Annotated in this window: 18 protein-coding genes and 1 pseudogene; 7 read left to right on the top strand and 12 right to left on the bottom strand. The window is 58.0% G+C overall.

Annotated features, from left to right (window positions below; translation table 11 throughout):
• Nucleotides 1-36: 36 nt before the first annotated feature.
• The 12 genes from ACA069_RS05470 to ACA069_RS05415 all read right to left on the bottom strand — a co-directional run bounded on the left by ACA069_RS05470 (nt 37) and on the right by ACA069_RS05415 (nt 14,050).
• Nucleotides 37-1,314, bottom strand: a complete 1,278-nt coding sequence (locus ACA069_RS05470; RefSeq protein ID WP_187680881.1) for a flavohemoglobin expression-modulating QEGLA motif protein — start codon at nt 1,312-1,314, stop codon at nt 37-39.
• A 33-nt stretch (nt 1,315-1,347) separates the two neighbouring features.
• Nucleotides 1,348-1,902, bottom strand: coding sequence for a hypothetical protein (locus ACA069_RS05465; protein WP_489880850.1), 555 nt, complete (start codon nt 1,900-1,902; stop codon nt 1,348-1,350).
• Nucleotides 1,903-1,984: 82 nt separating this feature from the next.
• Complete coding sequence (locus ACA069_RS05460) at nt 1,985-2,698, bottom strand: TetR/AcrR family transcriptional regulator (RefSeq protein WP_187680886.1); 714 nt, start codon at nt 2,696-2,698, stop codon at nt 1,985-1,987.
• Nucleotides 2,699-2,803: 105 nt separating this feature from the next.
• Nucleotides 2,804-4,306 (bottom strand): lysine--tRNA ligase, encoded by a 1,503-nt coding sequence (gene lysS, locus ACA069_RS05455; protein ID WP_489880849.1) that lies wholly within the window; start codon nt 4,304-4,306, stop codon nt 2,804-2,806.
• A gap of 71 nt (nt 4,307-4,377) precedes the next feature.
• Nucleotides 4,378-5,473, bottom strand: a protein-coding gene (gene prfB / locus ACA069_RS05450; RefSeq protein ID WP_099758102.1) for a peptide chain release factor 2 whose coding sequence is annotated in 2 segments (ribosomal slippage) — nt 4,378-5,400 and nt 5,402-5,473 — 1,095 coding nt in all. Because the reading frame shifts where the segments join, the coding sequence is not laid out codon by codon here.
• A 140-nt stretch (nt 5,474-5,613) separates the two neighbouring features.
• Nucleotides 5,614-6,615, bottom strand: a complete 1,002-nt coding sequence (locus ACA069_RS05445) for a diguanylate cyclase domain-containing protein (RefSeq protein WP_401272108.1) — start codon at nt 6,613-6,615, stop codon at nt 5,614-5,616.
• Between the two features lie 48 nt (nt 6,616-6,663).
• A complete protein-coding gene (locus ACA069_RS05440) occupies nt 6,664-7,674 on the bottom strand; it encodes a chemotaxis response regulator protein-glutamate methylesterase (RefSeq protein WP_497616638.1) in 1,011 nt (336 codons plus the stop codon).
• Nucleotides 7,671-9,947 (bottom strand): hybrid sensor histidine kinase/response regulator, encoded by a 2,277-nt coding sequence (locus tag ACA069_RS05435; RefSeq protein ID WP_497616636.1) that lies wholly within the window; start codon nt 9,945-9,947, stop codon nt 7,671-7,673. The genes ACA069_RS05440 and ACA069_RS05435 overlap by 4 nt, the downstream gene beginning before the upstream one ends.
• Entirely contained in the window at nt 9,944-10,627 is a 684-nt protein-coding gene (locus tag ACA069_RS05430) for a chemotaxis protein CheW (RefSeq protein WP_305441605.1), read from the bottom strand. The genes ACA069_RS05435 and ACA069_RS05430 overlap by 4 nt, the downstream gene beginning before the upstream one ends.
• Nucleotides 10,624-11,895, bottom strand: coding sequence for a CheR family methyltransferase (locus tag ACA069_RS05425; protein ID WP_497616635.1), 1,272 nt, complete (start codon nt 11,893-11,895; stop codon nt 10,624-10,626). The genes ACA069_RS05430 and ACA069_RS05425 overlap by 4 nt, the downstream gene beginning before the upstream one ends.
• On the bottom strand, nt 11,892-12,428 hold the full coding sequence (locus ACA069_RS05420; RefSeq protein WP_401272103.1) for a chemotaxis protein CheW: 537 nt from the start codon (nt 12,426-12,428) through the stop codon (nt 11,892-11,894). Before ACA069_RS05420 ends, ACA069_RS05425 begins: the two co-directional genes overlap by 4 nt.
• The gene (locus tag ACA069_RS05415; protein WP_497616634.1) at nt 12,428-14,050 is read right to left on the bottom strand and encodes a methyl-accepting chemotaxis protein; all 1,623 of its coding nucleotides are present in this window, start codon (nt 14,048-14,050) and stop codon (nt 12,428-12,430) included. The genes ACA069_RS05420 and ACA069_RS05415 overlap by 1 nt, the downstream gene beginning before the upstream one ends.
• Nucleotides 14,051-14,576: 526 nt before the next feature.
• Between ACA069_RS05415 and ACA069_RS05410 the strand changes: the two genes are divergently transcribed.
• The 7 genes and pseudogenes from ACA069_RS05410 to ACA069_RS05380 all read left to right on the top strand — a co-directional run bounded on the left by ACA069_RS05410 (nt 14,577) and on the right by ACA069_RS05380 (nt 25,234).
• Nucleotides 14,577-15,092, top strand: a complete 516-nt coding sequence (locus ACA069_RS05410; protein WP_007919523.1) for an Hcp family type VI secretion system effector — start codon at nt 14,577-14,579, stop codon at nt 15,090-15,092.
• Nucleotides 15,093-15,224: 132 nt separating this feature from the next.
• Nucleotides 15,225-17,267 (top strand): type VI secretion system Vgr family protein, encoded by a 2,043-nt coding sequence (locus ACA069_RS05405; RefSeq protein WP_497616633.1) that lies wholly within the window; start codon nt 15,225-15,227, stop codon nt 17,265-17,267.
• Complete coding sequence (locus ACA069_RS05400) at nt 17,257-18,000, top strand: DUF4123 domain-containing protein (RefSeq protein WP_497616631.1); 744 nt, start codon at nt 17,257-17,259, stop codon at nt 17,998-18,000. Before ACA069_RS05405 ends, ACA069_RS05400 begins: the two co-directional genes overlap by 11 nt.
• Complete coding sequence (locus ACA069_RS05395; RefSeq protein ID WP_497616630.1) at nt 17,997-22,778, top strand: RHS repeat-associated core domain-containing protein; 4,782 nt, start codon at nt 17,997-17,999, stop codon at nt 22,776-22,778. The genes ACA069_RS05400 and ACA069_RS05395 overlap by 4 nt, the downstream gene beginning before the upstream one ends.
• Before the next feature lie 2 nt (nt 22,779-22,780).
• The gene (locus ACA069_RS05390) at nt 22,781-23,422 is read left to right on the top strand and encodes a hypothetical protein (protein ID WP_401270729.1); all 642 of its coding nucleotides are present in this window, start codon (nt 22,781-22,783) and stop codon (nt 23,420-23,422) included.
• 11 nt (nt 23,423-23,433) lie between these two features.
• A pseudogene (locus tag ACA069_RS05385) lies at nt 23,434-24,818 on the top strand (RHS repeat-associated core domain-containing protein); the annotation flags it as partial.
• Complete coding sequence (locus ACA069_RS05380; RefSeq protein ID WP_489879140.1) at nt 24,815-25,234, top strand: hypothetical protein; 420 nt, start codon at nt 24,815-24,817, stop codon at nt 25,232-25,234. The pseudogene ACA069_RS05385 and the gene ACA069_RS05380, both read left to right, overlap by 4 nt.
• Nucleotides 25,235-25,531 lie beyond the last annotated feature (297 nt).

The raw sequence follows: 25,531 nt of genomic DNA, 5'->3' as shown, positions 1-25,531 counted from the left end.
GAACACAGATCAAACCTGTAGGAGATGTTCGCTCGCCTAGAGGATGTTGGAATAATCCGCTTCGATCCGATCCAGGCTCAAATGGTTGAGGAAGTTGGAGAAGCACATCCACGCCGACAACGCGTTCAAGTCGCGGAACTGGTCTGGCAGATATTTGGGCGGCACCACCAATCCTTCATCCACCAACTGGCGCAGCGTTCTCATGTCCTCCAGCGTGGTCTTGCCGCAGAACAACAGCGGAATCTGCTCAAGCTTGCCCTTACGCACGGCCAACTGAATGTAGTTGTAAACCATGATAAAGCCCTTGAGGTAGGACAAGTCTTTGGTGAATGGCAGACCGGTCGGCGTCGAACCTCGGAAAACCCGACTGGCGTTGCCGTAGCTTTCCGCCATTTCGAAGCCCTGCTCGCGGAAGAACTCGAACACCTGCAAGAAGTCCGCACCCTCCTCGACCATGTGAATGGCACGGGTGCGGTTGGTCAATTTGCGCAGACGACTCGGATAGGAGGCAAACGTGATGATTTCCATGAGGATCGCCAGGCCTTCCTGGGTCACCGTCGACGAGGGCGGGCCCTTGGACAGGAAGGTGCAGATCGGCTGGTTCAAACCGTTGAGCGTGGTGCCGACGTGGACCAGCCCTTCGTGAACCTCCAGCGCACGCACGTCGCGGTCGTTGAACATCGCATCGGTGCGGATCTTGATGTAATCGGCGCCCGCCGCCGCGTCGGCGACGATGCCGTCGGACTCGAATACGCGGATGGTTTCCTCGGCCTCGCCAAACACCTTGTTCAGCCGCGTTTGCAGCAGGTGCACGGCGTCCTTGGCGGTGAGGATTTTCGGTTCGTCCTTCAGGTCACCACGGCCATCGATGTTGTTCAGGTAGTCGGACATCATCAGGCCGAGATCAGCCAGGGTCGGGTCACCGGCGTGAAATGCATCGGACGCGGCGCCGTAAAGCTCTTGGGAAATCAGGCCGAAATCCTCGGTGCCGCGCGCTTCAAGCATGCGCACCACCATGCGGTATTCCTTGCACATGCGCCGCATGATCTGACCGACCGGGTTGAACTGGCCGAGCTGACGAGTGATGTCGCGCTCGATGTTCTGAAACTCCAGTTTGACCTTGCTCGAATCGAATGACAGCGGCCGGTTGAGGTAGTAGTCGCGGTCTACCGCCGGCATTTCCTTGCCCTTGGCCTTGAGGAAGCCCTTGCGCACGTTCTCGTCCCACTTGACCGCATCAAGCACGCGGATCGGTGTCTGCGCCAGCACAATGCGATCGGACAATATGCGTATCGACTGCTGGTAATCGTCCACCCGAAACTCCTGTAGAAAATCTGACGTACTGAATTATTTGGCGCTGTTCTGGCGCTGATAGCGCACCGCTTCGACGAAGACATCGGAATTGGCCGGATCGTCGAGGTAAGCAAAGACCTTGTCGAGGTTGCTGTCGACCTGCACGCCGTCGCCATCGTCGGTCTGGAAGGCCTGACCGTCGAGGGCTTTATGCTGGATCGCTTGATTGATCTGTTCGAGATCGAGGTTGTACACCACCAGTTCGCGTTTGTCGGTGAGTTCGAACCCGGCAATGGTGTAGTGGCCGCCGAACCGCCCCGGCACTTTCGCCGACAGATACCAGCGACTGCCATGGTGCGAGACGGTAAACGGGTAAGCCTCACGCTCGCGGGGTTTGGCCTTGAAGTAGGTGACAGCCTGATAGCGGTCGTTGCCGACGCGAGTCAGCTCAAGGCTCATCGGCTCGCCCCAGGCATTGATGCCCGACCATTTGCCGAGCAGGCCTTTGGGCGCAGGGTCACTGGCAGGCAGCGGCTCCTTGAAAGTCACCAGACAGCCACTGAGCAGCAGGAACGACAGGGCGATCAGCACGCCACGCCAGGCTTTCATTCAATACTCCCTATGAACCAATCCCATGAAGACTGCATCGATCATTCCCACGCAGAGCGTGAGGAACGATCAACGCGGCGGATCACACCGACGCCAATACCAAATGCATATACCGCGTCAGAATGCCGAGCATCTCCTCTTCGGCCAAAGGTTCGGCGTCGTTGAGCAGGCCCTGATATTCCATCCGTCCGATAATCGCCGTCAACACCTTGGCATCCTGCTGCGGTTCACGCGAGCCCAGGACCTGAAACAACTGGCAGGTGCCCTGCAGCAAAATCTGCTGATGGGAGCGCACCAGAATCGCCAGTCGCGGGTTGAGCAGCGCTTCCTGACGGAAGGCCTGCTCTGCCATCAAGTGCTCGCGACGGTTGACCAGTTGCCGATGCACGTAGTCGGCCATCAGCCGGGCTATATCGTCGGCCAGTTGCGAGCGCGATTCCGGGCTGCCGTCGCCACTGACCACCATCTCGCGCAACAGGCCTTCATTGTTGATCCACAGCTTGGCCATGTACGCGGCGCTGCGTTCGACATGTTGGGCGAAGGTATCGGTGAGCAGGTCATCGATGTCCTTGAAGTAATACGTGGTGGCCGACAGCGGCACACCGGCCTCCGCAGCTACTGCACGGTGACGTACAGCGCGTACGCCGTCACGCACGACAATACGCATCGCGGCGTCGAGAATGTCCTGGCGACGCTGTTCGCTTCCCTGTCGGCTGGCCTTGCGGCCCTGGTACTGAACACTTTCAGCGACCGCAGTGGCGATACCCGCTGCACCTTCTTGAGCGATTGCAACCATCACGACAGGACTTCCTCTGCTATTTCAAAATTAACCAATTGATACATTTGTACCAGACGGGCAATAAAAAGCCGCCTGTTTTAGGCGGCTTTTTAACTGAAACGATTACGCTTGCGGTCGCATGTGCGGGAACAGGATCACATCGCGGATCGACGGCGAGTTGGTCAGCAACATCACCAGGCGGTCGATGCCGATCCCTTCACCGGCCGTTGGCGGCATGCCGTACTCCAGCGCGCGAACGAAGTCGGCGTCGTAGTGCATGGCTTCGTCGTCGCCGGCGTCCTTGTCGGCCACCTGCGCCATGAAGCGCTCGGCCTGGTCTTCCGCGTCGTTCAACTCGGAGTAGGCGTTGGCGATTTCGCGGCCACCGATGAACAGCTCGAAACGGTCGGTGACGTTCGGGTTGTCATCGTTACGACGGGCCAATGGCGACACTTCAAACGGGTACTGGGTAATGAAGTGCGGCTGTTCCAGCTTGTGCTCGACCAGTTCTTCGAAAATCATCACCTGCAGCTTGCCCAGACCCTCGAAGCCCAGCACCTTGGCGCCAGCCTTCTTGGCGATGGCGCGCGCCTTGTCGATGTCGTTCAGGTCATCGGCCGTCAGCTCAGGGTTGTACTTGAGGATCGAGTCGAACACCGACAGACGCACGAACGGCTCGCCGAAGTGGAACACCTTGTCGCCATAAGGCACGTCGGTGCTGCCCAGAACCAGCTGCGCCAGTTCACGGAACAGTTCTTCGGTCAGGTCCATGTTGTCTTCGTAGTCGGCGTAGGCCTGGTAGAACTCCAACATGGTAAATTCAGGGTTGTGACGAGTCGAAACGCCTTCGTTACGGAAGTTACGGTTGATCTCGAACACTTTTTCGAAGCCGCCAACCACCAGACGCTTGAGGTACAGCTCTGGCGCGATACGCAGGAACATTTCCATGTCCAGCGCGTTGTGGTGGGTTTCAAACGGCTTGGCCGCGGCGCCGCCAGGAATGGTCTGCAGCATCGGCGTTTCGACTTCGAGGAAGTCGCGCTTCATCAGGAAGCTGCGGATGTGTGCGATCACTTGCGAACGCACGCGGAAAGTCTGGCGCACTTCTTCGTTGACGATCAGGTCAACGTAACGCTGACGGTAGCGCTGTTCGGTGTCGGTCAGGCCGTGGTGCTTGTCCGGCAGTGGACGCAGCGACTTGGTCAACAGGCGCACGTCGGTCATTTCAACGTACAGGTCGCCCTTGCCGGAACGGGCCAGGGTGCCAACGGCGGCAATAATGTCGCCCATGTCCCAGGTTTTCACCGCGCCCAGAGTTTCTTCGGACAGGGTTTTACGGTTGACGTAGACCTGAATGCGACCGGTCATGTCCTGAATCACCATGAACGAGCCACGGTTGAGCATGATGCGACCGGCAACCTTGACCGGGATTGCAGCCTCTGCCAGCTCTTCCTTGGTCTTGTCCGCGTATTTCTTCTGCAGTTCTTCGCAGTAGTTTTCACGGCGGAAGTCGTTCGGGAAGGCGTTGCCCTTGGCGCGCTCGGCAGCAAGCTTTTCCTTGCGCAGGGCGATCAGGGAGTTTTCTTCCTGTTGCAGGGCTTGCGGATCGAGTTGTTGGTCGCTCATGTCTTTAAATTTTCCATCACAGGTTCGTTGCCCCCGCCACTGACGGGGGACTTAAGGTCGGGCTGACGGCTTTACAGCCCCGATTTCAGGCTGGCTTCCAGGTATTCATCGATGTCGCCATCGAGCACCTTGTCGCAGTCGCTGCGTTCGATGTTGGTCCGCAAATCCTTGATGCGCGAGGCATCAAGCACGTAGGAACGGATCTGGTGACCCCAGCCGATATCGGACTTGGTGTCTTCCAGCGCCTGGGACGCGGCGTTGCGTTTCTGCATTTCCTGCTCGTACAACTTGGCCCGCAGCATTTTCATGGCGGTGTCTTTGTTGGCGTGCTGGGAACGTTCGTTCTGGCAGCTGACCACGGTGTTGGTCGGTACGTGAGTAATACGTACGGCCGAGTCAGTGGTGTTTACGTGCTGACCACCGGCACCGGAGGAACGATAGGTGTCAATCCGCAGGTCTGCCGGGTTGATTTCGATTTCCACCTTGTCGTCGATCTCTGGGGAGACGAAAACGGCGGAGAACGAGGTGTGGCGACGATTGCCGGAGTCGAACGGGCTCTTGCGCACCAGACGGTGCACGCCGATCTCGGTCCGCAGCCAGCCAAAGGCGTATTCGCCCTTGATGTGCACGGTTGCGCCCTTGATCCCGGCGACTTCACCGGCGGACAGTTCCATGATGGTCGCGTCGAAACCGCGCTTGTCAGCCCAGCGCAGGTACATGCGCAGCAGGATGTTGGCCCAGTCCTGGGCTTCGGTGCCACCGGAACCGGCCTGGATGTCCAGGTACGCGTTGTTCGGGTCCATCTCGTGGCTGAACATGCGACGGAATTCAAGCTTGGCGAGGTTTTCCTCGAGACGGGCCAGCTCGGCGACAACATCGCCCACTGCGCCTTCGTCGTTTTCTTCGACGGCCATGTCCAGCAGGTCACGGCAATCGGCCAGACCGCCGTTCAGTTCGTCGAGGGTATCGACGATCTGCGCCAGCGCAGCGCGCTCGCGGCCCAGTTCCTGGGCGTATTCAGGTTTGTTCCAGACACTCGGATCTTCAAGCTCGCGATTGACCTCGGTCAGACGCTCATGCTTTTGATCGTAGTCAAAGATACCCCCGAATAGTTTCGGAGCGCTCGGACAGGTCCTTGATGGTGTTCAGGATCGGGTTGATTTCCATGACGGGCAGCACTCGTTGGCGAACTTTTGAAAGCCGGCGAGTATAACGTAATCACGCTGTCACGGCAGCCCGTCTGGCGGCTGTTAAGCCGAATCGATTGACATTGGCTCGCTCCCACAGGGATATGCGGTGCCCGGGAGTTATTCGATCCCCACCTGATTACGCCCGTTGTTCTTCGCCAGATACAACCCGCGATCCGCCGCCGAAATCAGCAGCCGGCAATCGCTACCCGACTCGGGCACCATCGTCGCCAAGCCGATGCTGATCGTCAGGCTCGCGCCTTCACCCGGCGTATTGTGCGGAATCTTCAGCGCCGCCACGGTCTGGCGCAGTTTCTCCGCCACCAGCCGCGCACCGCCCGGCGAGGTGTTCGGCAGCACCAGGGCAAATTCCTCACCGCCGTAACGCGCCGGCAAGTCCGACGGCCGCGCACTGGCGTCGCGGATCGCCGTGGCGACCTTGCGCAGCGCTTCATCGCCTTCGACGTGGCCGAAGGTGTCGTTGTACGACTTGAAATAATCGACGTCGATCATCAGCAACGACAGCTGGCTCTGATCACGCAGCGAACGGCGCCATTCCAGTTCGAGGTATTCGTCAAAATGGCGGCGATTGGACAGCCCGGTCAGGCCGTCGGAGTTCATCAGCCGTTGCAGCACCAGGTTGGTGTCGAGCAACTGCTGCTGACTGACCCGCAACGCGCGATATGCGGCGTCACGCTGCAACAAGGTCATGTAGGAGCGCGAGTGATAGCGGATGCGCGCCACCAGTTCGATGGTGTCCGGCAGTTTCACCAGATAGTCGTTGGCGCCAGCGGAGAACGCCGCGCTTTTGATCAGCGGGTCCTCCTTGGTCGACAGGACGATGATCGGGATGTCCTTGGTCGCCGGGTGATTGCGGTATTCACGCACCAGACTAAGGCCATCGAGGCCGGGCATCACCAGATCCTGAAGGATCACTGTCGGCTTGATCCGCACCGCTTGCGCGATGGCCTGATGCGGGTCGGAGCAGAAATGGAAGTCGATGTTCTCTTCGTTCGACAGCCCACGGCGCACGGCTTCGCCGATCATCGCCTGATCGTCCACCAACAACACCATGGCGGCGTTTTCGTCGGTTTTAATGTCGTCGATCTGTAAGTCATTCATGGGCGGTCACCTGAGTACTGCGGGGGCCAGGATTGCGGATAAATCGGTTCATTTGGGGAAAATCTCCAGCAATCGTGGCGCTATCTTTTCCAGTGGACGGATTTCTACGGCGGCATCGATCGCCGCTGCTGCCTTGGGCATGCCGAACACCGCACTGCTTTGCTGGTCCTGCGCGATGGTCAAGTAACCCTGTTGGCGCATGAGCTTAAGCCCTTGCGCTCCGTCGCGTCCCATCCCGGTCAATAAAACCCCGACCGCATCGCCGTTCCAGTAGCTGGCGACACTCTCGAAAAACACGTCGATCGACGGTCGGTAGATCTCGTTGACCGGTTCGGCGGTGTAGGCCAGCGTGCCGTTTTTCAATAATCGAATATGGTGATTGGTGCCGGCCAGGAGCACCGCCCCGGCCTGCGGCGGCTCGCCTTCGCGGGCCAGACGCACGTCCAGGCCGCTGGCGCTGGCCAGCCATTCGGCCATGCCGGCGGCAAACACTTGGTCAACGTGTTGCACCAGCACGATGGCCGCAGAAAAACTGCGCGGCAAACCTTTGAGCAGCACTTCCAGCGCCGCCGGCCCGCCCGCGGACGAACCGATCGCCACCAGCCGCTGGCACGATGCCGAACTGCGCTGGGGGGCCGGGGCCGGACGCGAACGCGTGGGCTTCTCGCCGATCAGCCAGCCAATGTTGAGGATCTTGCGCAGCAGTGGCGCTGCCGCTTCCTGAGCATTGCCGGCGCCGAGTGCGGGTGTGTCGACCACATCCAGCGCGCCGTGGCCCATGGCTTCGAAGACCCGGTGCACGTTCTGCTGACGATCGACCGTGACGATCACGATCGCGCATGGACTTTCCGCCATGATGCGACGCGTAGCCTCGACGCCGTCCATCACCGGCATGATCAGGTCCATCAGAATCAGGTCCGGAGTATTTTCGGCGCACAGACGCACCGCCTCGGCGCCGTTGTAAGCGACCCAGACCACCTGATGCGCCGGCTCGAAGGCCAGCGCGCGGCGCAGGGCCTCCACCGCCATGGGCATGTCGTTGACGATCGCAATCTTCATGCCCGCGCTCCTCCGATCAGCTCGACCACTGCATCGAGCAGGGCGTCGTCATGAAAACTGGCTTTGGCTAAATAATAGTCGGCGCCGGCGTCAAGTCCACGGCGCCGGTCTTCTTCGCGATCCTTGTACGACACGACCATCACCGGCAGCGATTGCAGACGGTTGTCGCGACGCAACAGCGTGACCAGTTCGATGCCATCCATGCGCGGCATGTCGATGTCGGTGATCAGCAAATCGAAATCCTCCGAACGCAGCGCGTTCCAGCCGTCCATGCCATCTACCGCGACGGCCACGTCGTAGCCGCGATTGAGCAGCAGTTTGCGTTGCAGTTCGCGTACGGTCAGCGAGTCATCGACCACCAGAACCCGTTTGCGCGCCACTTCTGCCGCTTGATTGCCATGGCGGGCGATGCGTTCCAGGCGCCCGGTATTGAGCAGTTTGTCCACCGACCGCAGCATGTCCTCGACGTCGACGATCAGCACCACCGAGCCGTCATCGAGCAGGGCGCCGGCGGAGATGTCCTGCACTTTGCCCAGACGCTCGTCCAGCGGCAACACCACCAGCGTGCGTTCGCCAATGAAGCGTTCGACCGCCACACCGTAAATCGCATCACGCTCGCGAATCACCACGACTTTCAGGGTTTCCCCGCTGCTCTGGCTGGCCGGACGGTTGAGTAATTGACTGGCCGCGACCAGCCCGACGTGTCGGCCTTCGTGCCAGAAATGCTGGCGACCTTCGACCTGCACGATGTCTTCGGGAGCCAGATCGCACATGCGTTCTATATGCGCGAGCGGAAAGGCGTAAGCCTCTTCGCCGACTTCTACTACCAGACTGCGCACCACCGACAGCGTCAGCGGCACTTCCAGATGAAACCGACTGCCCTCGCCCGCCGTCTGCTCCAGCACCACCGCACCACGCAATTGGCGCACCATGTGCTGCACTGCATCGAGGCCGACGCCACGTCCGGACACTTCGGTGACCTTGTCGCGCAGGCTGAACCCGGGCAGGAAAAGAAAAGTCAGCAGTTCCTCTTCGCTCAACTGCGCCGCTGTTTCGGCGGGGGATAACTGACGCTCGACGATGCTGCGGCGAACCTTTTCCAGATCGACGCCATTGCCGTCATCGCTCAACTCCAGCACCAGCAACCCCGCCTGATGCGAAGCGCGCAGGCGGATCAAGCCTTCCTCGGGCTTGCCCTTGAGCACACGCTGCTCCGGGGTTTCGATACCGTGATCAACCGCATTGCGCAGCAAATGGGTGAGCGGCGCTTCGAGTTTTTCCAGCACGTCGCGATCGACTTGGGTCTTCTCGCCTTCAATCTCCAGCCGAACCTGCTTACCGAGGCTGCGGCCCAGATCACGGACCATGCGCACCTGTCCGCTAAGCACATCAGCAAAAGGCCGCATGCGACAGGCCAGCGCAGTGTCGTAGAGCACTTGCGCGCGCTGGCTGGCCTGCCAGGCGAATTCGTCGAGTTCGGCGTTCTTTTCCATCAGCAGTTGCTGGGATTCGGCGAGCAAGCGCCGCGCATCCTCCAGCGCTTCCTGCGCCTCAAGGCTCAACGCATGTTCCTTGAGGTGGACGTTGAGGTTTTCCAGGGCGCGCAGACCGTTGTTCTGCATGCGTTTGAGGCGTTGCATGGTCGCCAGATGCGGCTTGAGGCGCTGGGTTTCCACCAGCGATTTGCTCGACAGATCGAGCAGGCTGTTCAGGCGTTCGGCAGTGACGCGCAGCACGCGCTCGCCGCCTTCGGTGGTGCGTTTGTTATTGCGTGGAGCCGGCTCGGGTGACTCGACCGCAACTTCCAAAGAAGACGCGGACACTGACGGCGCTTCGAGTTGCAACTCGGCCATGACTGGCGCGGCGACCGGCGCTGTCGGTGCCGACGGATCGAGCAGTTGCCCCATCAACGCGACATAAGCCTCAATGTCTGCCGGTTGTGGCGCATTCGCTGGCGTGGCGATACGCATCAGCAGGTCGGTGCCCTGCAACAACGCGTCGATGTGTTCCGGGCGCAGCAACAACCGCCCCTCCTGCGCACTGACCAGACAATCTTCCATCACATGGGCGACGCTGACGCCGCTGTCGATACCAACGATCCGCGCCGCGCCTTTGAGCGAGTGCGCCGCGCGCATGCACGATTCGAGGTGATCGGCCTGGGTCGGGTTGCGCTCAAGCGCCAACAGCCCTGTGCTGAGCACCTGGGTCTGGGCTTCGGCCTCGAGGCTGAACAGCTCCAGCAACGAAGCGTCGCGCATTTGCTCGGGGGTCATGTGAGGCTCCGGGTCACGGCGGACAGCAACTGCTCTTCATCCAGCCAACGCAGGCTGCGACCCCGATATTGCAGGACGCCACGGGTGTATTTGGCGCTGGCTTGTGCACCGGATTGCGAGGCGGCATCGAGAATTCGCTCGTCAATCGCATGGATGCCGTCGACTTCATCGACCGGCACCACCACCGGCCCGCCATTGGCGGCGATGATCAGCATGCGTGGCATGATCCGCCCGCCGTTGGCCGGGGCCGCGTTGCCATCCAGATCAAGCAGCTCAACCAGCGACAGGCACGCCACCAGCGCGCCGCGCACATTCGCCACACCAAGCAAGGCCCGCGAGCGCTGGTGCGGCAACGAATGAATCGCCTGCATCGGCGCGACTTCAACCAGACTGCGTGTCGCCAGTCCCAGCCATTCTTCGCCGAGGCGGAACATCAGCAGCGAACGGGTTTTCAGCTCGGTTTCGACTGCGATCGCCACCGGGTCGCGCTCGTCCTGTTGCAAGGCATAACGATCAAGCAGGCGTGTGGCGGCGGCGGAATACACCGAGCAGTTGCGGCAATGGATGTGTTCTTCCAGCAATGGGCACGACTTGTCGCCGTGAATGCCGATGCGGTTCCAGCAATCATCGATGGCCCGGGCGTCTTCGTGGGTGACGTTCAAGGTGTCGGACGGGATCATCGTTTACGCTCACTGTCGGCGGTGCGCCCGCTGCGCGCGGCACGCTCCTGCAATCGTCGGGCACCGGCGCTGTCACCTTGGGCTTGCAGCAAGGCGGCCAGGTGCATCAACGCTTCGGGATGTTGCGGTTCGAGGTACAACGCCTTGCGGTAGAAACCCTGGGCTTCCAGCGTCAGGCCGGCGACATCGCTGAGCAGGCCAAGCCAGTAAAACACCTGCGCCACCGGCTCGTGGCTGCGCAAATACTGTTCGCACGCGGCGCGGGCCTCGGCACTTTTGCCTTCGTTGGCCAACGCGGCGATGTTGGCCAGCAGCGTCGCCGCATCCGGATTTGCGCTTTTGCTGGTGGTCGGCAGCGGTGTCACCGGGGCAAACGGCCGATTACGCACCGGCGGTGGCGGCGCACTGCGCAGCGGTTGGCTGACGGGCAACGGAACGGGTTTGAGAATTGGCAGCGGCTCAGGCACAGGCTCGCTGTGGCGACTGAACGCAAACGACTGCGGGATGCCGATCGAACGCATGCCCAGCCGCCCGAGCAGACTGCCCTCGGCCGGGCCGATAAACAGCACGCCGTCAACATGGGTCAGGCGCTTGAGCACTTCGAAGACTTGCTTCTGAGTCGGCTGATCGAAATAGATAAGCAGGTTGCGGCAAAACACAAAATCAAAGGCTGGCTCGTTGGCCAACAACGCGGGATCAAGCACGTTGCCAACCTGCAAACGCACTTGCTCGCGAACGTTTTCGTTGACCCGATGGCCGTCCTGTTCAGGCGTGAAATGCCGCTCGCGGAAGTCCAGATCCTGGCCGCGAAACGAGTTTTTTCCGTACAGCGCGCGTCGCGCCTTTTCCACCGAGATCGGGCTGACGTCCATGCCGTCGACCTTGAACTGATGCGGTTTGAGACCTGCATCAAGCAACGCCATGGCAATTGAATACGGCTCTTCGCCGGTGGAACACGGCAGGCTGAGGATGCGCAAGGCGCGCATGTTGTTCAGCTCGCCGAGGCGCTTGCGCGCCAGTTTGCCCAGCGTGGCGAAAGATTCCGGGTAACGGAAAAACCAGGTCTCGGGGACGATCACCGCTTCGATCAGTGCCTGTTGCTCATCTCGCGAGCCTTGCAGCAGTTGCCAGTATTCGGCGGCATTGGCGGACTGCGAAAGTGTGGTGCGCTGACGCACCGCCCGTTCGATGATCGCAGGCCCCACCGACGTGACATCGAGGCCGATACGCTCCTTGAGGAAGTCGAAAAAGCGCTGATCGCCGCTCATGACTGCGCCTCAAGCTGCGCCGAATCCCGTGGCGGATTCGGGAACAGCAACCCGCGCACGGAATCATCGAGCAAGTCACTGACAAGCACCCATTGCACCAGCCCTTGCGCATCTTCACGCACCGGGCCGAGGTACGGTGCTTCACGGTTGTCGAGGCCATAGGGCTGAAAATCTTCTGGATCGCAGCGCAAAGTGTCGGTGGCCTGCTCAAGAATCAGCCCGAGCCATTGCGCCGGTTGTGCTTCGTCCGGGCGATAGTGAACCAGCACCAGACGCGTGCTGGTGCGTGCCTCGGCAGGTTGGCCAAACGTCAGCGCGCTGAGATCAATCACCGGCACCACCGCGCCACGATAGGCAAACACTCCGGCAACCCAATGCGGCGCACGGGCAATCGGTTTCAACGGCAGACGCGGCAGCACCTCGGCCACTTCGGTGGCGCGCAACGCGTAGCGCTCGCTGCCGATGCGAAACAGCAGGAACAACGCCTTCTTCGCCACCTGCGCGACGCTGCGTTTGGCGATGATTTCGCTCATCAGACTTTAAATCGCGAAACGCCGCTGCGCAGCCCGACGGCCACCTGGCTCAGTTCGTCAATGGCGAAACTGGCCTGACGCAACGACTCGACAGTCTGGCTGCTGGCGTCGCCCAACTGCACCAGCGCGTGGTTGATCTGCTCGGCGCCGGTGGCCTGGGCCTGCATGCCTTCGTTGACCATCAACACCCGCGGCGCCAGCGCCTGCACTTGATGGATAATCTGCGACAGCTGCTCGCCGACCTGCTGCACTTCGGACATGCCGCGACGCACTTCTTCGGAGAACTTATCCATGCCCATCACGCCCGCCGACACGGCCGACTGGATCTCGCGAACCATTTGTTCGATGTCATAGGTCGCGACGGCCGTCTGATCCGCCAGACGCCGCACTTCGGTGGCGACCACGGCAAAACCGCGACCGTATTCACCGGCCTTCTCGGCCTCGATCGCCGCGTTGAGCGACAGCAGGTTGGTCTGGTCGGCCACTTTAACAATGGTCACCACGACCTGATTGATGTTGCCGGCCTTCTCGTTGAGGATCGCCAGTTTGGCGTTGACCAGATCGGCGGCGCCCATCACCGAGTGCATGGTGTCTTCCATGCGCGCCAGGCCTTGCTGGCCGGAACCGGCGAGCACCGAAGCCTGATCGGCAGCGGTGGACACTTCGGTCATGGTGCGCACCAGATCCCGCGAGGTGGCGGCAATCTCTCGGGAGGTCGCGCCAATCTCGGTGGTGGTGGCGGCGGTTTCAGTCGCGGTGGCTTGCTGTTGCTTGGAAGTCGCGGCGATCTCGGTCACCGAGGTTGTCACTTGCACCGACGAGCGCTGTGCCTGGGACACCAGCGCGGTCAGCTCGGTCATCATGTCGTTGAAGCCGGTTTCCACGGCGCCGAACTCGTCCTTGCGGTCGAGGTTCAAACGGCTGCTCAAGTCGCCGGTGCGCATGATTTCGAGGATTTCCACGATGCGGTTCATCGGCGCCATGATCGCGCGCATCAACAGCAGACCGCAGGCACCAGCCGCCAGAACGGCCACCAGCAACGAGATGAACATACTGACCTTCGCCGCAGCCACCGCATCATCGATGTTGGCCATGGCCTGATCGGCGACTTTCTTGTTCTCACCGATGATGTCGTTGAGTTTCATCCGACCGCTGTACCAGGCCGGAGTCAGTTTCTCGTTGAACAACTTGACCGCATCGGCTTCCAGATTGCGCCCGTGCAGGCTCAGCACCTGATCCTGAATCTGCATATAGACATCGTGGTACTTCTCGAAGGCCGCGAATTCAGTACGGTCCTCATCGGTGGCCATGGTCTTGCGGTAGTTGGCCATCTGCTCTTGCAGGCGGTTTTCGAACGCCTTGTAGTCCGCCGCATCTTCGCTGCTGATGCCCTGCCCTTCCTTCAGCCCGAGCAGTTCCTGGGTCTGCAAGTAACTGTCGACCCATGCACCACGGATCATCGAGCTGTAATAAACGCCGGGAATCGCGTCGTCACGCACGCTGTTTTCGCTGGCTTCGATCTTCAACAGCCGTGAATACGAGACGACCACCATCAGCAACATGATGGCGATAATCACCGCAAAGCTCGCCAAAATGCGTTGGCGCAACGTCCAGTTCTTCACAGTGATTCCTCGTGCCTGATTCGAAATGCGGGGAGTATAGCCGAGGGCGCTGTTTCATTTATAAGACGCTTTTTAACCCATTGGCCTGTCTGAGCTCGGTAACGCAGGCTCTGGCTGGGGACTTTCCCGCAGCCGGGGTGCGGCTGACCAGTGACGGATTGGCAGAAAGGGGCGCTGGATCGGTCATTTGCCAAACCGGTGGCTTTTGCCCAGTCAAGGCAATGCGCCATGATGCGCAAGAAGTTGCGCACATGCTCGTAATATTTCGCCCTTAAAATCGCTACAGCTCACGCCATTCATGGCCTGCAGCCAAGTGCGCAAGAAGTTGCGCAGTACTGCGCAACTTCTTGCGCACTTTTGCCCCCAAACCACGGCCAAACATCCTGCGTTTAGCCTCCAACATCCGCTTAACCCCCACATGCCGGGGACTTCGCAAAACCTGGCACGCTCCTTGATACCAGTCAGGCACCCACCGGGCGATTTCGCCTCCCGGGCACCCTAAATTTATCCGCAAGGAGAGCATCCCATGGCAACACCAGCGTACATGTCGGTTACCGGCGAAAAACAAGGCCTGATCACTGCCGGCGCCTTCACCGCCGACTCCGTTGGCAACACCTACCAGGAAGGCCACGAAGACCAGGTTATGGTTCAGGCTTTCAGCCACGACGTGATCATCCCGCGTGACCCACAATCCGGTCAGCCAACCGGTCAGCGCGTTCACAAGCCAGTTGTGATCACCAAGGTCTACGACAAGGCTTCGCCACTGCTGCAAGCCGCTCTGACCTCCGGCGAGCGCATGAGCGAAATCGTTATCCAGTGGTTCCGTACTTCGGCTCAAGGTACTCAAGAGCACTACTACACCACCAAACTGGAAGACGCGATCATCGTCGCCATCAACAACAAAATGCACAACTGCCAGGATCCAGGCAACTCGCACTTCACCCACCTGGAAGAAGTGCAGTTCACCTACCGCAAAATCACCTGGACCCACGAAGTATCCGGTACTTCGGGTTCCGATGACTGGCGTGCTCCAGTCGTTTAATTACGGCTGATCGTTACAAGCATCGGCCAGCTCTGCTGGTCGATGTTGTTTACGCCCCTCCAGAATTTCGCGTACGTTGACCCGCTTTTGCGGGCGTCGACGAGCGCCGCTGTACAGCACGAGGAACAAGGGATGTTCGCGCCGGCCAATGAAACCCACTTTGCCCTGACCATCGAAGGGCTTTCCGCTGATTTTCAGGTGTTTACCCTGCAAGGTCGGGAAGCCATCAGCCAGCCTTTTGTCTTTGAGGTGGAGCTGGTCAGTGAGCAGCCGTCGCTGGACCTCGAAACCCTGCTGCACAAACCGGCCTTCCTGCAACTGTCGCCCGACGGCAGCGGCATCCACGGCCAGATCTACCGCGCCGCGCAAGGTGACTCAGGCAAACGCCTGACCCGTTATTCGGTGACCCTGCGCCCGCAACTGTCGTACCTGGCGCACCGCGTCAACCAGCGCATCTTCCAGAACCTCACCGTGCCGAAAATCATCGGCATGGTCCTCGAAGAACACGGCATCCAGAGCAACGCTTACGACTTCCAGACCGGTTCGATCTACCCCGAGCGCATTTACTGCGTGCAATACGACGAGTCGGACCTGCATTTCATCCAGCGCCTGTGCGAAGAAGAAGGCATTCACTACCACTTCCAGCACACGGCGACGGCACACAAACTGGTATTCGGCGATGACCAGACGGTGTTCCCGAAACTCAAGCCTGTGGCCTATCAGCAAGACTCCGGCATGGTCGCCAACGACCCGGTGATCAAGCGCTTCGACCTGCGCCTGGAAACCCGCACCAGCCGCACCACCCGCCGCGACTACGACTTCGAAAAACCACGCATCACCCTCGAAAGCGAAAACCGTGGCGACGCCCTGCCCGATCTTGAAGACTACGATTATCCGGGTCGTTTCATCGACCGCGAACGCGGCAAGCACCTGGCCAAACGCGCCCTCGAACGCCACCGCAGCGACTTCCAACTGGCTGAAGGCAAGAGCGATCAGCCGTTGCTGGTCAGCGGCCACTTCCTCGCGCTGACCGCGCACCCGAAAGCCAAATGGAACGACCTCTGGCTGCTGACCGAAGTCCTCCACGAAGGCAAGCAGCCGCAAGTGCTGGAAGAGTCGGTGACCAGCGACACCACCGCGCTCAAAGACGATTTCCACCAGGGCTACCGCAACCGCTTTCAGGCCACCCCGTGGGACGTGCCGAACCGCCCACCGCTGCGCCATCCAAAACCGCGCATCCTCGGCAGCCAGAGCGCCGTGGTCACAGGCCCGAAAGGCGAAGAGATCCACTGCGACCAGTACGGCCGCGTCAAAGTGCAATTCCACTGGGACCGCGAAGGCCAGGCCGACGACAAAACCAGCTGCTGGCTGCGTGTATCCAGCGCCTGGGCCGGCGCCCAATACGGCGGCATCGCCATCCCGCGCATCGGCATGGAAGTGCTCGTCACCTTCCTTGAAGGCGATCCCGACCAACCGCTGATCAGCGGCTGCCTGTACCACAAGGAAAACACCGTCCCGTACGCCCTGCCCGCGAACAAGACCCGCAGCACCTTCAAGACCCTGAGTTCAATGGGTGGCGGCGGTTACAACGAACTGCGCATCGAAGACAAAAAAGGTCAGGAACAGATTTATCTGCACGCCCAGCGCGACTGGGACGAGAACGTCGAGCACGACCAGAAAATCCGCGTCGGCAACGAACGTCACGACACTGTCGAGAAAAACAGCTACAGCGAATTCAAGGCCGAAGAGCACCACACCGTGTACGCCGACCGCAAAGTCGAAGCGCGTGCGAATGATCACCTCACCGTGGGCGTCAATCAGCACATCAAGATCGGCACCGGTCAGTTCATCGATGCCGGCCAGGAAATCCACCTGAGCAGCGGCATGAAAGTGGTGATGGAAGCCGGCGCCGAACTGACGCTGGTCGGTGGCGGCAGCTTCATCAAGATCGATGCCGGCGGTGTCACCATGAGCGGGCCGGTGATCAACATGAACTCCGGCGGCAGCCCGGGTAGCGGCACGGGCGCCGCCCCGCTGATGCCCGGCATCCTGAAACAGGCCGACGCCGACAAGGCCGGACAGATCCTGACCCCGGCCCAGATCAACACCCTCAAACGCAACGCACCATTCTGCGAAGAATGCGAAAAATGCAAGGCAGGTGCCTGTGCCATCTGATCGAATTACGCCCAAGGATTGGCTGGCACAACAGCCGTTGCAGACTGGCGAGCGTTTGTATCTGGTTATCAGCGCGGCGAGCGACAGCGACGCCCTGAAAAACCTGTACCTGACCGAACCCACCGCCCAGCTCCTGCCAATCTGGGGCGGCACGCCCTACTCCACCTGGCAACCGGTGATGCCCTACGTCACCGAACTCAAGTCCAACTCCGCATTCCTGCCGTGGATCACCGAAACCGACGCACTCGACTGGGGCTGGCTGGCGGTGTCGCGCTCGGAGCAGAACGACGTGTTCGAGCATTTGCGCAGCCTGACGCAGGTGAAGATGCCCGGTGGCACCGAGGTATTTTTCCGCTTCTGGGATGGGCGGCATATCTACCCGATCCTGCATGGGCTGGGGGAAAAGGCTGGGGAAGTGATGCCGATTTTTGAGCGGTATTTGATTAATGGTCAGGCGCTGGAGGTTGGACCGAGGGCGGTGCCGAAGGTGAAGGATTGGCCGTGGTGGGAGGTGCCGAAGCCGTTGCTGGATGGACTGACCAAAGAAAATCCGTCGACCGTCATCGGCAACATGATGCAGTGGTTGCTGGATGAACATGCCGACCTGTACTTCTCGTTCCCCGAGTTGAACTTGAAACAAAAAGTGGCGCGATTTGTAAAACGCACGCCGCTCACGGAAGAAAATTTTACCGGGCTGCTGAAAGCCCATCTGGAAAATGAGGTGGTTGTATGAGCGTTTTGATGGGTGGGATTGTTGGCAACCTCACAGCAAAGCAACCTGATGCTCAGGCAATCATCAATGACTTCAAAAAGTGCCTTAAGGACTACCGCGAGCATGCCGAAGCCTGGTATGGCGGCATTCTGGATGCTGAGCAGCAGTTCAAGGTCGGTGACGAAGTCGGTACGGCGGACAAGGACAGCAAAAAGGAAAATACTCTTTATGCCAACTGCCCGGCGAACGGCAAACTTGTGCTGGTACACAGTTTCGAATCCGCTCGCTTTGTGCCGATTGGCAATACGCCGGTGCGTTTGACGCCTGTGGTTGATGGCCGCTTCGTTGGCAAGAACGAGGTCGGCCCTGCAATCAACAAAACCATCGATTCGACCGGAATCCTGGAAGTCTCCGGGCTCACACCCAATCAGCAGTACAAAATTACGTTTTTCCCTAATCCAACTCCTGCCCAGATCGATAGCCTGTTCAACTCCTACCAAGGCGTAATCGGTGAACTCGGTGGCTGGTTGCAAACCGAGTGGAGCACCAGCTTCCTTCCGTTGTGGCAGGCCCACACTGATGCATCGTTCGGCGGTCGCGCGTTGCAAGAACTGGAAGCCGCTTGGGAAGGTTTTCTGAAAGCGATCATGGGTCTGTGGGGCGATATCAAGAGCCTCTACGACCTGGTTGCTCACCCCCGCGAGAACTACGAAAAACTGAAAAAGTTCTTCACCGAAGAACAGATCAAAAAGATCTATGACGCCTCCGCCGAGGCCATTCACACCGCCCTGTTGATTGCCAGCGATGAGCCACTGATGTGGATCTACGTCGCTGCAATTGTGGCATGGGTGCAGATGCTGCCCCCTCAGACCTGCACGGAAGTGTTGGCGCAGATGAGCACAGAATTCCTGCTGAACATTCTTGTCGGTGTCGTCCTCACCGGCGGTCTGGGCCTGGCTGTGCGTGTGGGCACGAAAGCCGTCAAAGGTGTGCAGAGCAGCGGCAAAGTCATAAAACTGATTGAAGACTTCACCGGGATGCTGATGAAGGTCAGCAAATCAAAGGCTACTACGCACACCGAGGCGTCCAAGCCGTTGTTGCTTAATGGCGATGCGACATTTAACCCGGCGCGAAAAGCTGACGTTCAGATTGCCAACCCTAAACCTGCAGAAACGGCAAAGGCTCCAGAGCAGAAACACCCTGTCAGCGGCGGAAAAGTGGAGTCCGATGCGCAGATTCAGGCTCGCAGAAAAAATGAACCAGCCTCACGTGCCGAGCAAGTAGAAAAGGTCGACAACGCGCCTGAACAATCGAAGAACCCCGCCGACGAACCCGCTCAGTGTGTTGACGATACATGTTCTGGTGGCGACCCCGTGTCGATGGTGACCGGTGAAGAATTGCTGACACTGACAGATGGTGAACTGGGCGGTTTGCTGCCTTTCCAGTGGACACGTCTGTATCGCAGCAGCGCGGTTGAAATCGACAGCCGACTCGGACACGGCTGGAGTCATTCGCTGTCCCATCGTTTACAGCTCGACGATGAGGGCGTTCTGTGGACAGACAATGAGAACCGCCAGACCCGCTTCCCGATGCCAACCGAACAGCGTCCGGCTATCACCAATAGTCTGGCGCAGGCAGCGATTTATCTGGGGAGTGCACCCGGCGAACTTATCTTGACCCAAGCCGGGCCAAAAACACGCTTCTACCACTTCCGCGCCGGGCGCCTGACAACGATCAGCGACGCCTATGAAAATCGGTTGCACATCAGTTATGACTTTGTTGGCCGTATTCAGCGTATCGACAATGGCGCAGGTCGAGCTCTGCTACTGCGTTACGACGACCGTCACATTATGGCCGTCGATCAACAGCAACAACGCCCGGAGTACAACGAACGTGGTGAACGCCAGGATCCGTGGCTGACCATTCAGACGCTCGTCACTTACAAATACAATGCATGCAATCAGCTCGTTTCTTCCACAAACGCAGCAGGTGAAACCGAGCATTACCGCTATAACGACCAACACGTCATCCTCGAACGACAAATGGCCGGTGGAGCAAGTTTTTTCTGGGAATGGGAGCGCGAAGGCAAGCTTTCCCGGTGCGTCCGTCACTGGGCTAACTATTCGCAAATGGAAGCTCGTTACGAGTGGGACGACAAAGGTTCGGTGACCGTTTACAACGCCGACGGCAGTGAACTGGTCTATGTGCATGACGAAAACGCCCGTCTGGTCAGCGAGACCGCACCTGATGGCGGTGAAACGCAGAACGCCTATGACGATCAAGGTCGTCTGATCGCCGTAAAAGACCCGATGGGCGCCATCACCGAATACCAATACAGCGAGGCCGGACGCTTAATCGCGGTCATACCGCCGGAAGGTGTTCCGACCCGTTATAACTATTTCAACGGCCAACTCATCGATGTACAGCGGGGCAAGGCGCGCTGGAAGTATGAGCGCAACCGTCAGGGTGACATCACCCAACAAACCGACCCGGACGGCAACGAAACCTACTACAGCTATGACCGTCAGGGCCGACTGCTGGAAATTCGTCACCCCGACGGCAGCCGCCATCAACTGGGTTGGAACAACCTTGGTCAATTGCTCGAAGAACGCCTGCCGGACGGTGGTCAGCGCAAGTACCGCTACGATGCACTCGGCCGGCAAATCACCCGGCAGGACGAATGCGGCGCCATCACTCATTACCAATGGGACGCTGCTGATCGTCTGACCCAAGTCACCCTGCCCGGCGGCGCCACCCGTGCTTTCACCTATAACCCGTATGGCCGGGTCACCGCCGAACGCGACGAACTCGGACGCATCACTCGCTATGAGTACGCCGACAACCTTCACCTGGTCAGCCGCCGCATCAATCCGGACGGCAGCCAACTGCGCTACCGCTACGAGAACTCACAACTCAACCTCACCGAGATTGAGAACGAGCGCGGCGAGCGCTATCAGCTCGACTACTACTCGAACGGACTGATCCAGCAGGAAACCGGTTTCGACGGTCGCCGCACCGCCTACGAGTACGACCTCAACGGTCAACTGCTGAAGAAAACCGAGTTCGGCGACGACGGCAGCGAACTGATCAGCGAGTACCAGCGCGATGCCTCTGGTCGCCTGCTGGTGAAGACCCTGCCCGACGGCGAGGAAATCCACTACAGCTACGACGCCCTAGGTCGCCTGGTCAACGTCGACGACGGTCACTGGCCGCTTGCTTACGAATATGACGTGCAGGACCGGTTGATCACCGAGCACCAAGGCTGGGGTACGACGCGTTATGAATACGATAGCGTCGGCCAATTGAGCCACTGCCGCCTACCGGATGGCAGTACGCTCGATTACCGTCACGTGTCAGGCGGACGTCTGAGTAGCATCGACCTTAACGGTTCACGCCTGACCTCTCACCAGTTCAGCGCCGGTCGCGAACAGCAACGCCAGCAAGGCCTGCTGCTCAGCCAATATCAGTACGACGAACAGGGCCGACTGCAAGCGCACAGCGTAGGCCAGCGGGACAAAAACCTGTTCCATCGCCGCTACAACTACGATGCCAACGGTAACCTGGCCGGCATTGACGACAGTCGTAAAGGCAACCGCAGCTATCACTACGATCCATTGGATCGGCTGATCAGCGTTCGCGGCGCCACACCAGAAAGCTTCGCCCACGACCCAGCGGGCAACCTACTCGGCCAGAACAACGAAGGCACAGCCAACCTCGCCAACGTCAAAGGCAACCGCCTGCTGATGCAGGGTGACCGCCATTACGACTATGACGCTTTTGGCAACCTGATCCGTGAACGTCGCGGCGCCGGCCAAAAACTCGTCACCGAATACCGCTACGACTGCCAGCACCGCCTCATCGGCGTCAGCCTGCCCGGCGGCAGTACCGCCAGCTACAAGTACGACGCCTTCGGCCGCCGAATCGAGAAAACCGTTGACGGCCACACCACCGAGTTTCTGTGGCAAGGCGAACGATTGATCGCGGAAAGCGCCGACAATCGCTATCGCAGCTACATCTACGAGCCCGGCAGCTTCCGCCCGCTTGCGATGCTCGATGGCGAAGGCCCGCGCAAGGCCACGCCGTTTTACTACCAACTCGACCACCTCGGCACGCCGCAGGAACTCACTGATTACAGCGGCGAGATCATGTGGTCGGCGAAATATCGGGCCTACGGAAACCTTGCGGCGTTGGACGTCAGCGAAATCGATAATCCGCTGCGCTTCCAGGGCCAGTATTTCGATGCCGAGACGGGGTTACATTACAACCGGCACCGCTACTACAATCCGGGCACTGGACGGTTTTTGACGCCTGATCCGATTAAGCTTGCGGGTGGATTGAACAACTACCAGTACGTGCCTAACCCTACGGGGTGGGTGGATCCGTTGGGGTTGAGCACTAAGTGTCCCGGAAAATCGAAAAACGGAATCAGAAAAAAGGCAGATGACACAAGCGACTCAAAAGTAGAAACAGGTGAGGTTGAGCCGCCAATAGGCCATGACACCACTCTGACGAGAAGGACAGCATTCAGGCAGGCTAAAAAGGTCGGAGGAGTTCCACTATCGCAGCAGCCATCAAGGTCATATAAAGAAGTACTTACTGACCAGCCCGGCCGCGTTATGAGTCGCGTGTATGAATTCCGCCTGAACAACGGTCAAATTGTCACGATTAGAGAACATTCACTGGGACATGTAAAAGGAAATGAAGGACCTCATTTTAATACCGAGGTAACGAAAACTACCGGCACGAAGGCATCCCTGAAAGAGGGTGAAAATTCACATACATACTTCAAAAAAGAATAACCATGAGCATATTTTACATCTGCGACTCAGGCATCAAGCTTTGCGAGCAACCCGAGCACATATATTCTCCTGATTTTGTGAGCTTCACACTTATTTCGGCGTCTTTGCAGGAGATATGGTCGACTTGGGAAAAAATTAGTCATTCACTGGAATTGGAATGGCCTATAACTATAAAGTGGCGAACTGTTGGCTACTCACTGGAAGATCAAAAGATCCAAGAGATTCGTCTACGCAAGGAGATTGAAGGTACTCTAGGCGACAATGGAATCATCAAGAAAAATATAAAAACAAAAATATACTCTTACTTAGACCCCATCACTACTAACAAAAACAAATTAAAACCAGACGAACTAACACAACACAGAAACACCTTCCTAATTCTAAAAAAGAGCAACACTGACTTAAACACCCTATGGGATCAGTTGAGTGAAGGTGACAAGGCAGTCACTTCAAAAAGCATTCTGAACTTTATCACAACTGATAGAGAAGTAACCATTGTTCGTTTTTTAGAAAGCGATACCCACTCAACCTTGCAACTTATAACACCAGCAGAAAACCTAAACAAAACCACATCGCTACTTGAAACGCTAAAAGTTAAAAAAATTAGATACACCGAACTTCCTGAAACAATAAATAACTTTTAATAAAACTCAAGGTTTATCAGCACCAACGCAATGCCGCTGACCGACTTATTGAGAAAACCCTCGCCGACGGCGAAGAGATCCACTACAGCTACGACGCACTGGGACGCCTGGTTAACGTGGACGACGGCAATTGGCTTCTTGCCTACGAGTACGACGTTCAGGATCGGCTGATCAAGGAGCACCAAAGCTGGGGCACGACGCGTTATGAGTACGACAGCGTCGGCCAATTGAGCCACTGCCACCTGCCGGATGGCAGTACGCTCACTGGATCCTGATCAGCGTACGAGGCGCCACACCGGAAAGTTTCGCCCACGACCCGGCGGGCAACCTACTCGGCCAGAACAACGAAGGCACAGCCAACCTCGCGAACGTCAAAGGCAACCGCCTGCTGATGCAGGGAGACCGCCACTACGACTACGACGCCTATGGCAACCTGATCCGTGAACGTCGCGGCGCCGGCCAAAAACTCGTCACCGAATACCGCTACGACTGCCAGCATCGCCTCATCGGCGTCAGCCTGCCCGGCGGCAGTACCGCCAGCTACAAGTACGACGCCTTCGGCCGCCGAATCGAGAAAACCGTTGACGGCCACACCACCGAGTTTCTGTGGCAAGGCGAACGATTGATCGCGGAAAGCGCCGACAATCGCTATCGCAGCTACATTTACGAGCCCGGCAGCTTCCGCCCGCTTGCGATGCTCGACGGAGAAGGCCCGCGCAAGGCCACGCCGTTTTACTACCAACTCGACCACTTGGGCACGCCGCAGGAACTCACTGATTACAGCGGCGAGATCATGTGGTCGGCGAAATATCGGGCCTACGGAAACCTTGCGGCACTAGACGTCAGCGAAATCGACAATCCGCTGCGCTTCCAGGGACAGTACTTCGATACGGAGACAGGCCTACACTACAACCGCCATCGCTACTACAATCCGAGCACTGGACGTTTTCTAACGTCAGATCCGATTAAGCTTGCGGGTGGGTTGAACAACTACCAGTACGTGCCAAATCCAACTGGCTGGATAGACCCCTTAGGGCTGGTTTGTAAGCAAACAAACGGTTCTACCCCAAAAAAACCTCCGCAGAAAACAACACCTCCTGAGGTGGGAGAAACATTAGAATTCGAACACTTCGAGCAAGCTCGCAATAAAGCACTTGAGTGGCTTGAAAGCAATGGATTCAAGGCAGAGAAGCCAACAATTGGCAAGTTTGGTACAAACGCAGGAAAGAACGTAGGTATGCAAACTGCTGATGGAAAGACTGGCTACCGAATAGAATACGATGAAAGAAGTGGTGCTCACATAAACGTCTGGTCAGGAAAAAAACCTGCCCCACACTACCTCTTCAACGCAAGTGAAAAAACAGTATTAAAACTGCTCAAGGCATTTAAAAAATGAGTTATTTCGACGACGAGCTTGAAAAAGATCTATCAGACTCCAACATTACTTTCGAAAAATTGAAACCCGAAGTACATGATAGCTTTGTATCTAGCATCAATAAAAAATTTCCATTTAGTGGGTCTAAAATAGCTTGGAACTCTCTCCCCAACAGCATGAACTACGTAAAAAAAGAGGCCAGCCAAGCTTTTATTGACGTTTCAAAAAAAATAAGAACCCTCAACACTCCCGAGATTGTATTCATTGGCGACTCTCTTACAGATAACGCATACAGAATAAGCACAGTAAATTTAGAATGCACTCTAGCGATTTTCGCGGACATCCCTCAACATACTTACTTCTTCTCTGAAAGCCTAAGCTTCATCGGCTGCATTAGTAGCGAAGGAGAAATTGATTTTAGCGAATCATCTTCTTAATCATCATTCTTAATGAAGCCGGGGCAGGCTACGCTTCTATTCTGCTGATGTAGCCTGTCTCTGAATAATCTTCATTTTTCGCTCTCTAAACGTAGCTTACTATGAATATCCTCCACCACTGGAAGAGATATAAAAATGCAAGCAAGATGTAGTCCACCCCTGAAAAACTGCCGACCTCTCGATTTCTAAACGTGGTCTACTTCTGAATAAACCCATATTTAAGCAATATAAACAATGTGGACATCTTCAATCTCCAACAAAATTCACTGGACTTCTATTTTTGTTGAAGGCCACCCC

This window comes from Pseudomonas sp. LBUM1652, from assembly GCF_059716105.1.
Note: the sequence above shows the minus strand (reverse complement) of the source record. Positions and strands in the feature narration are given on the sequence as shown.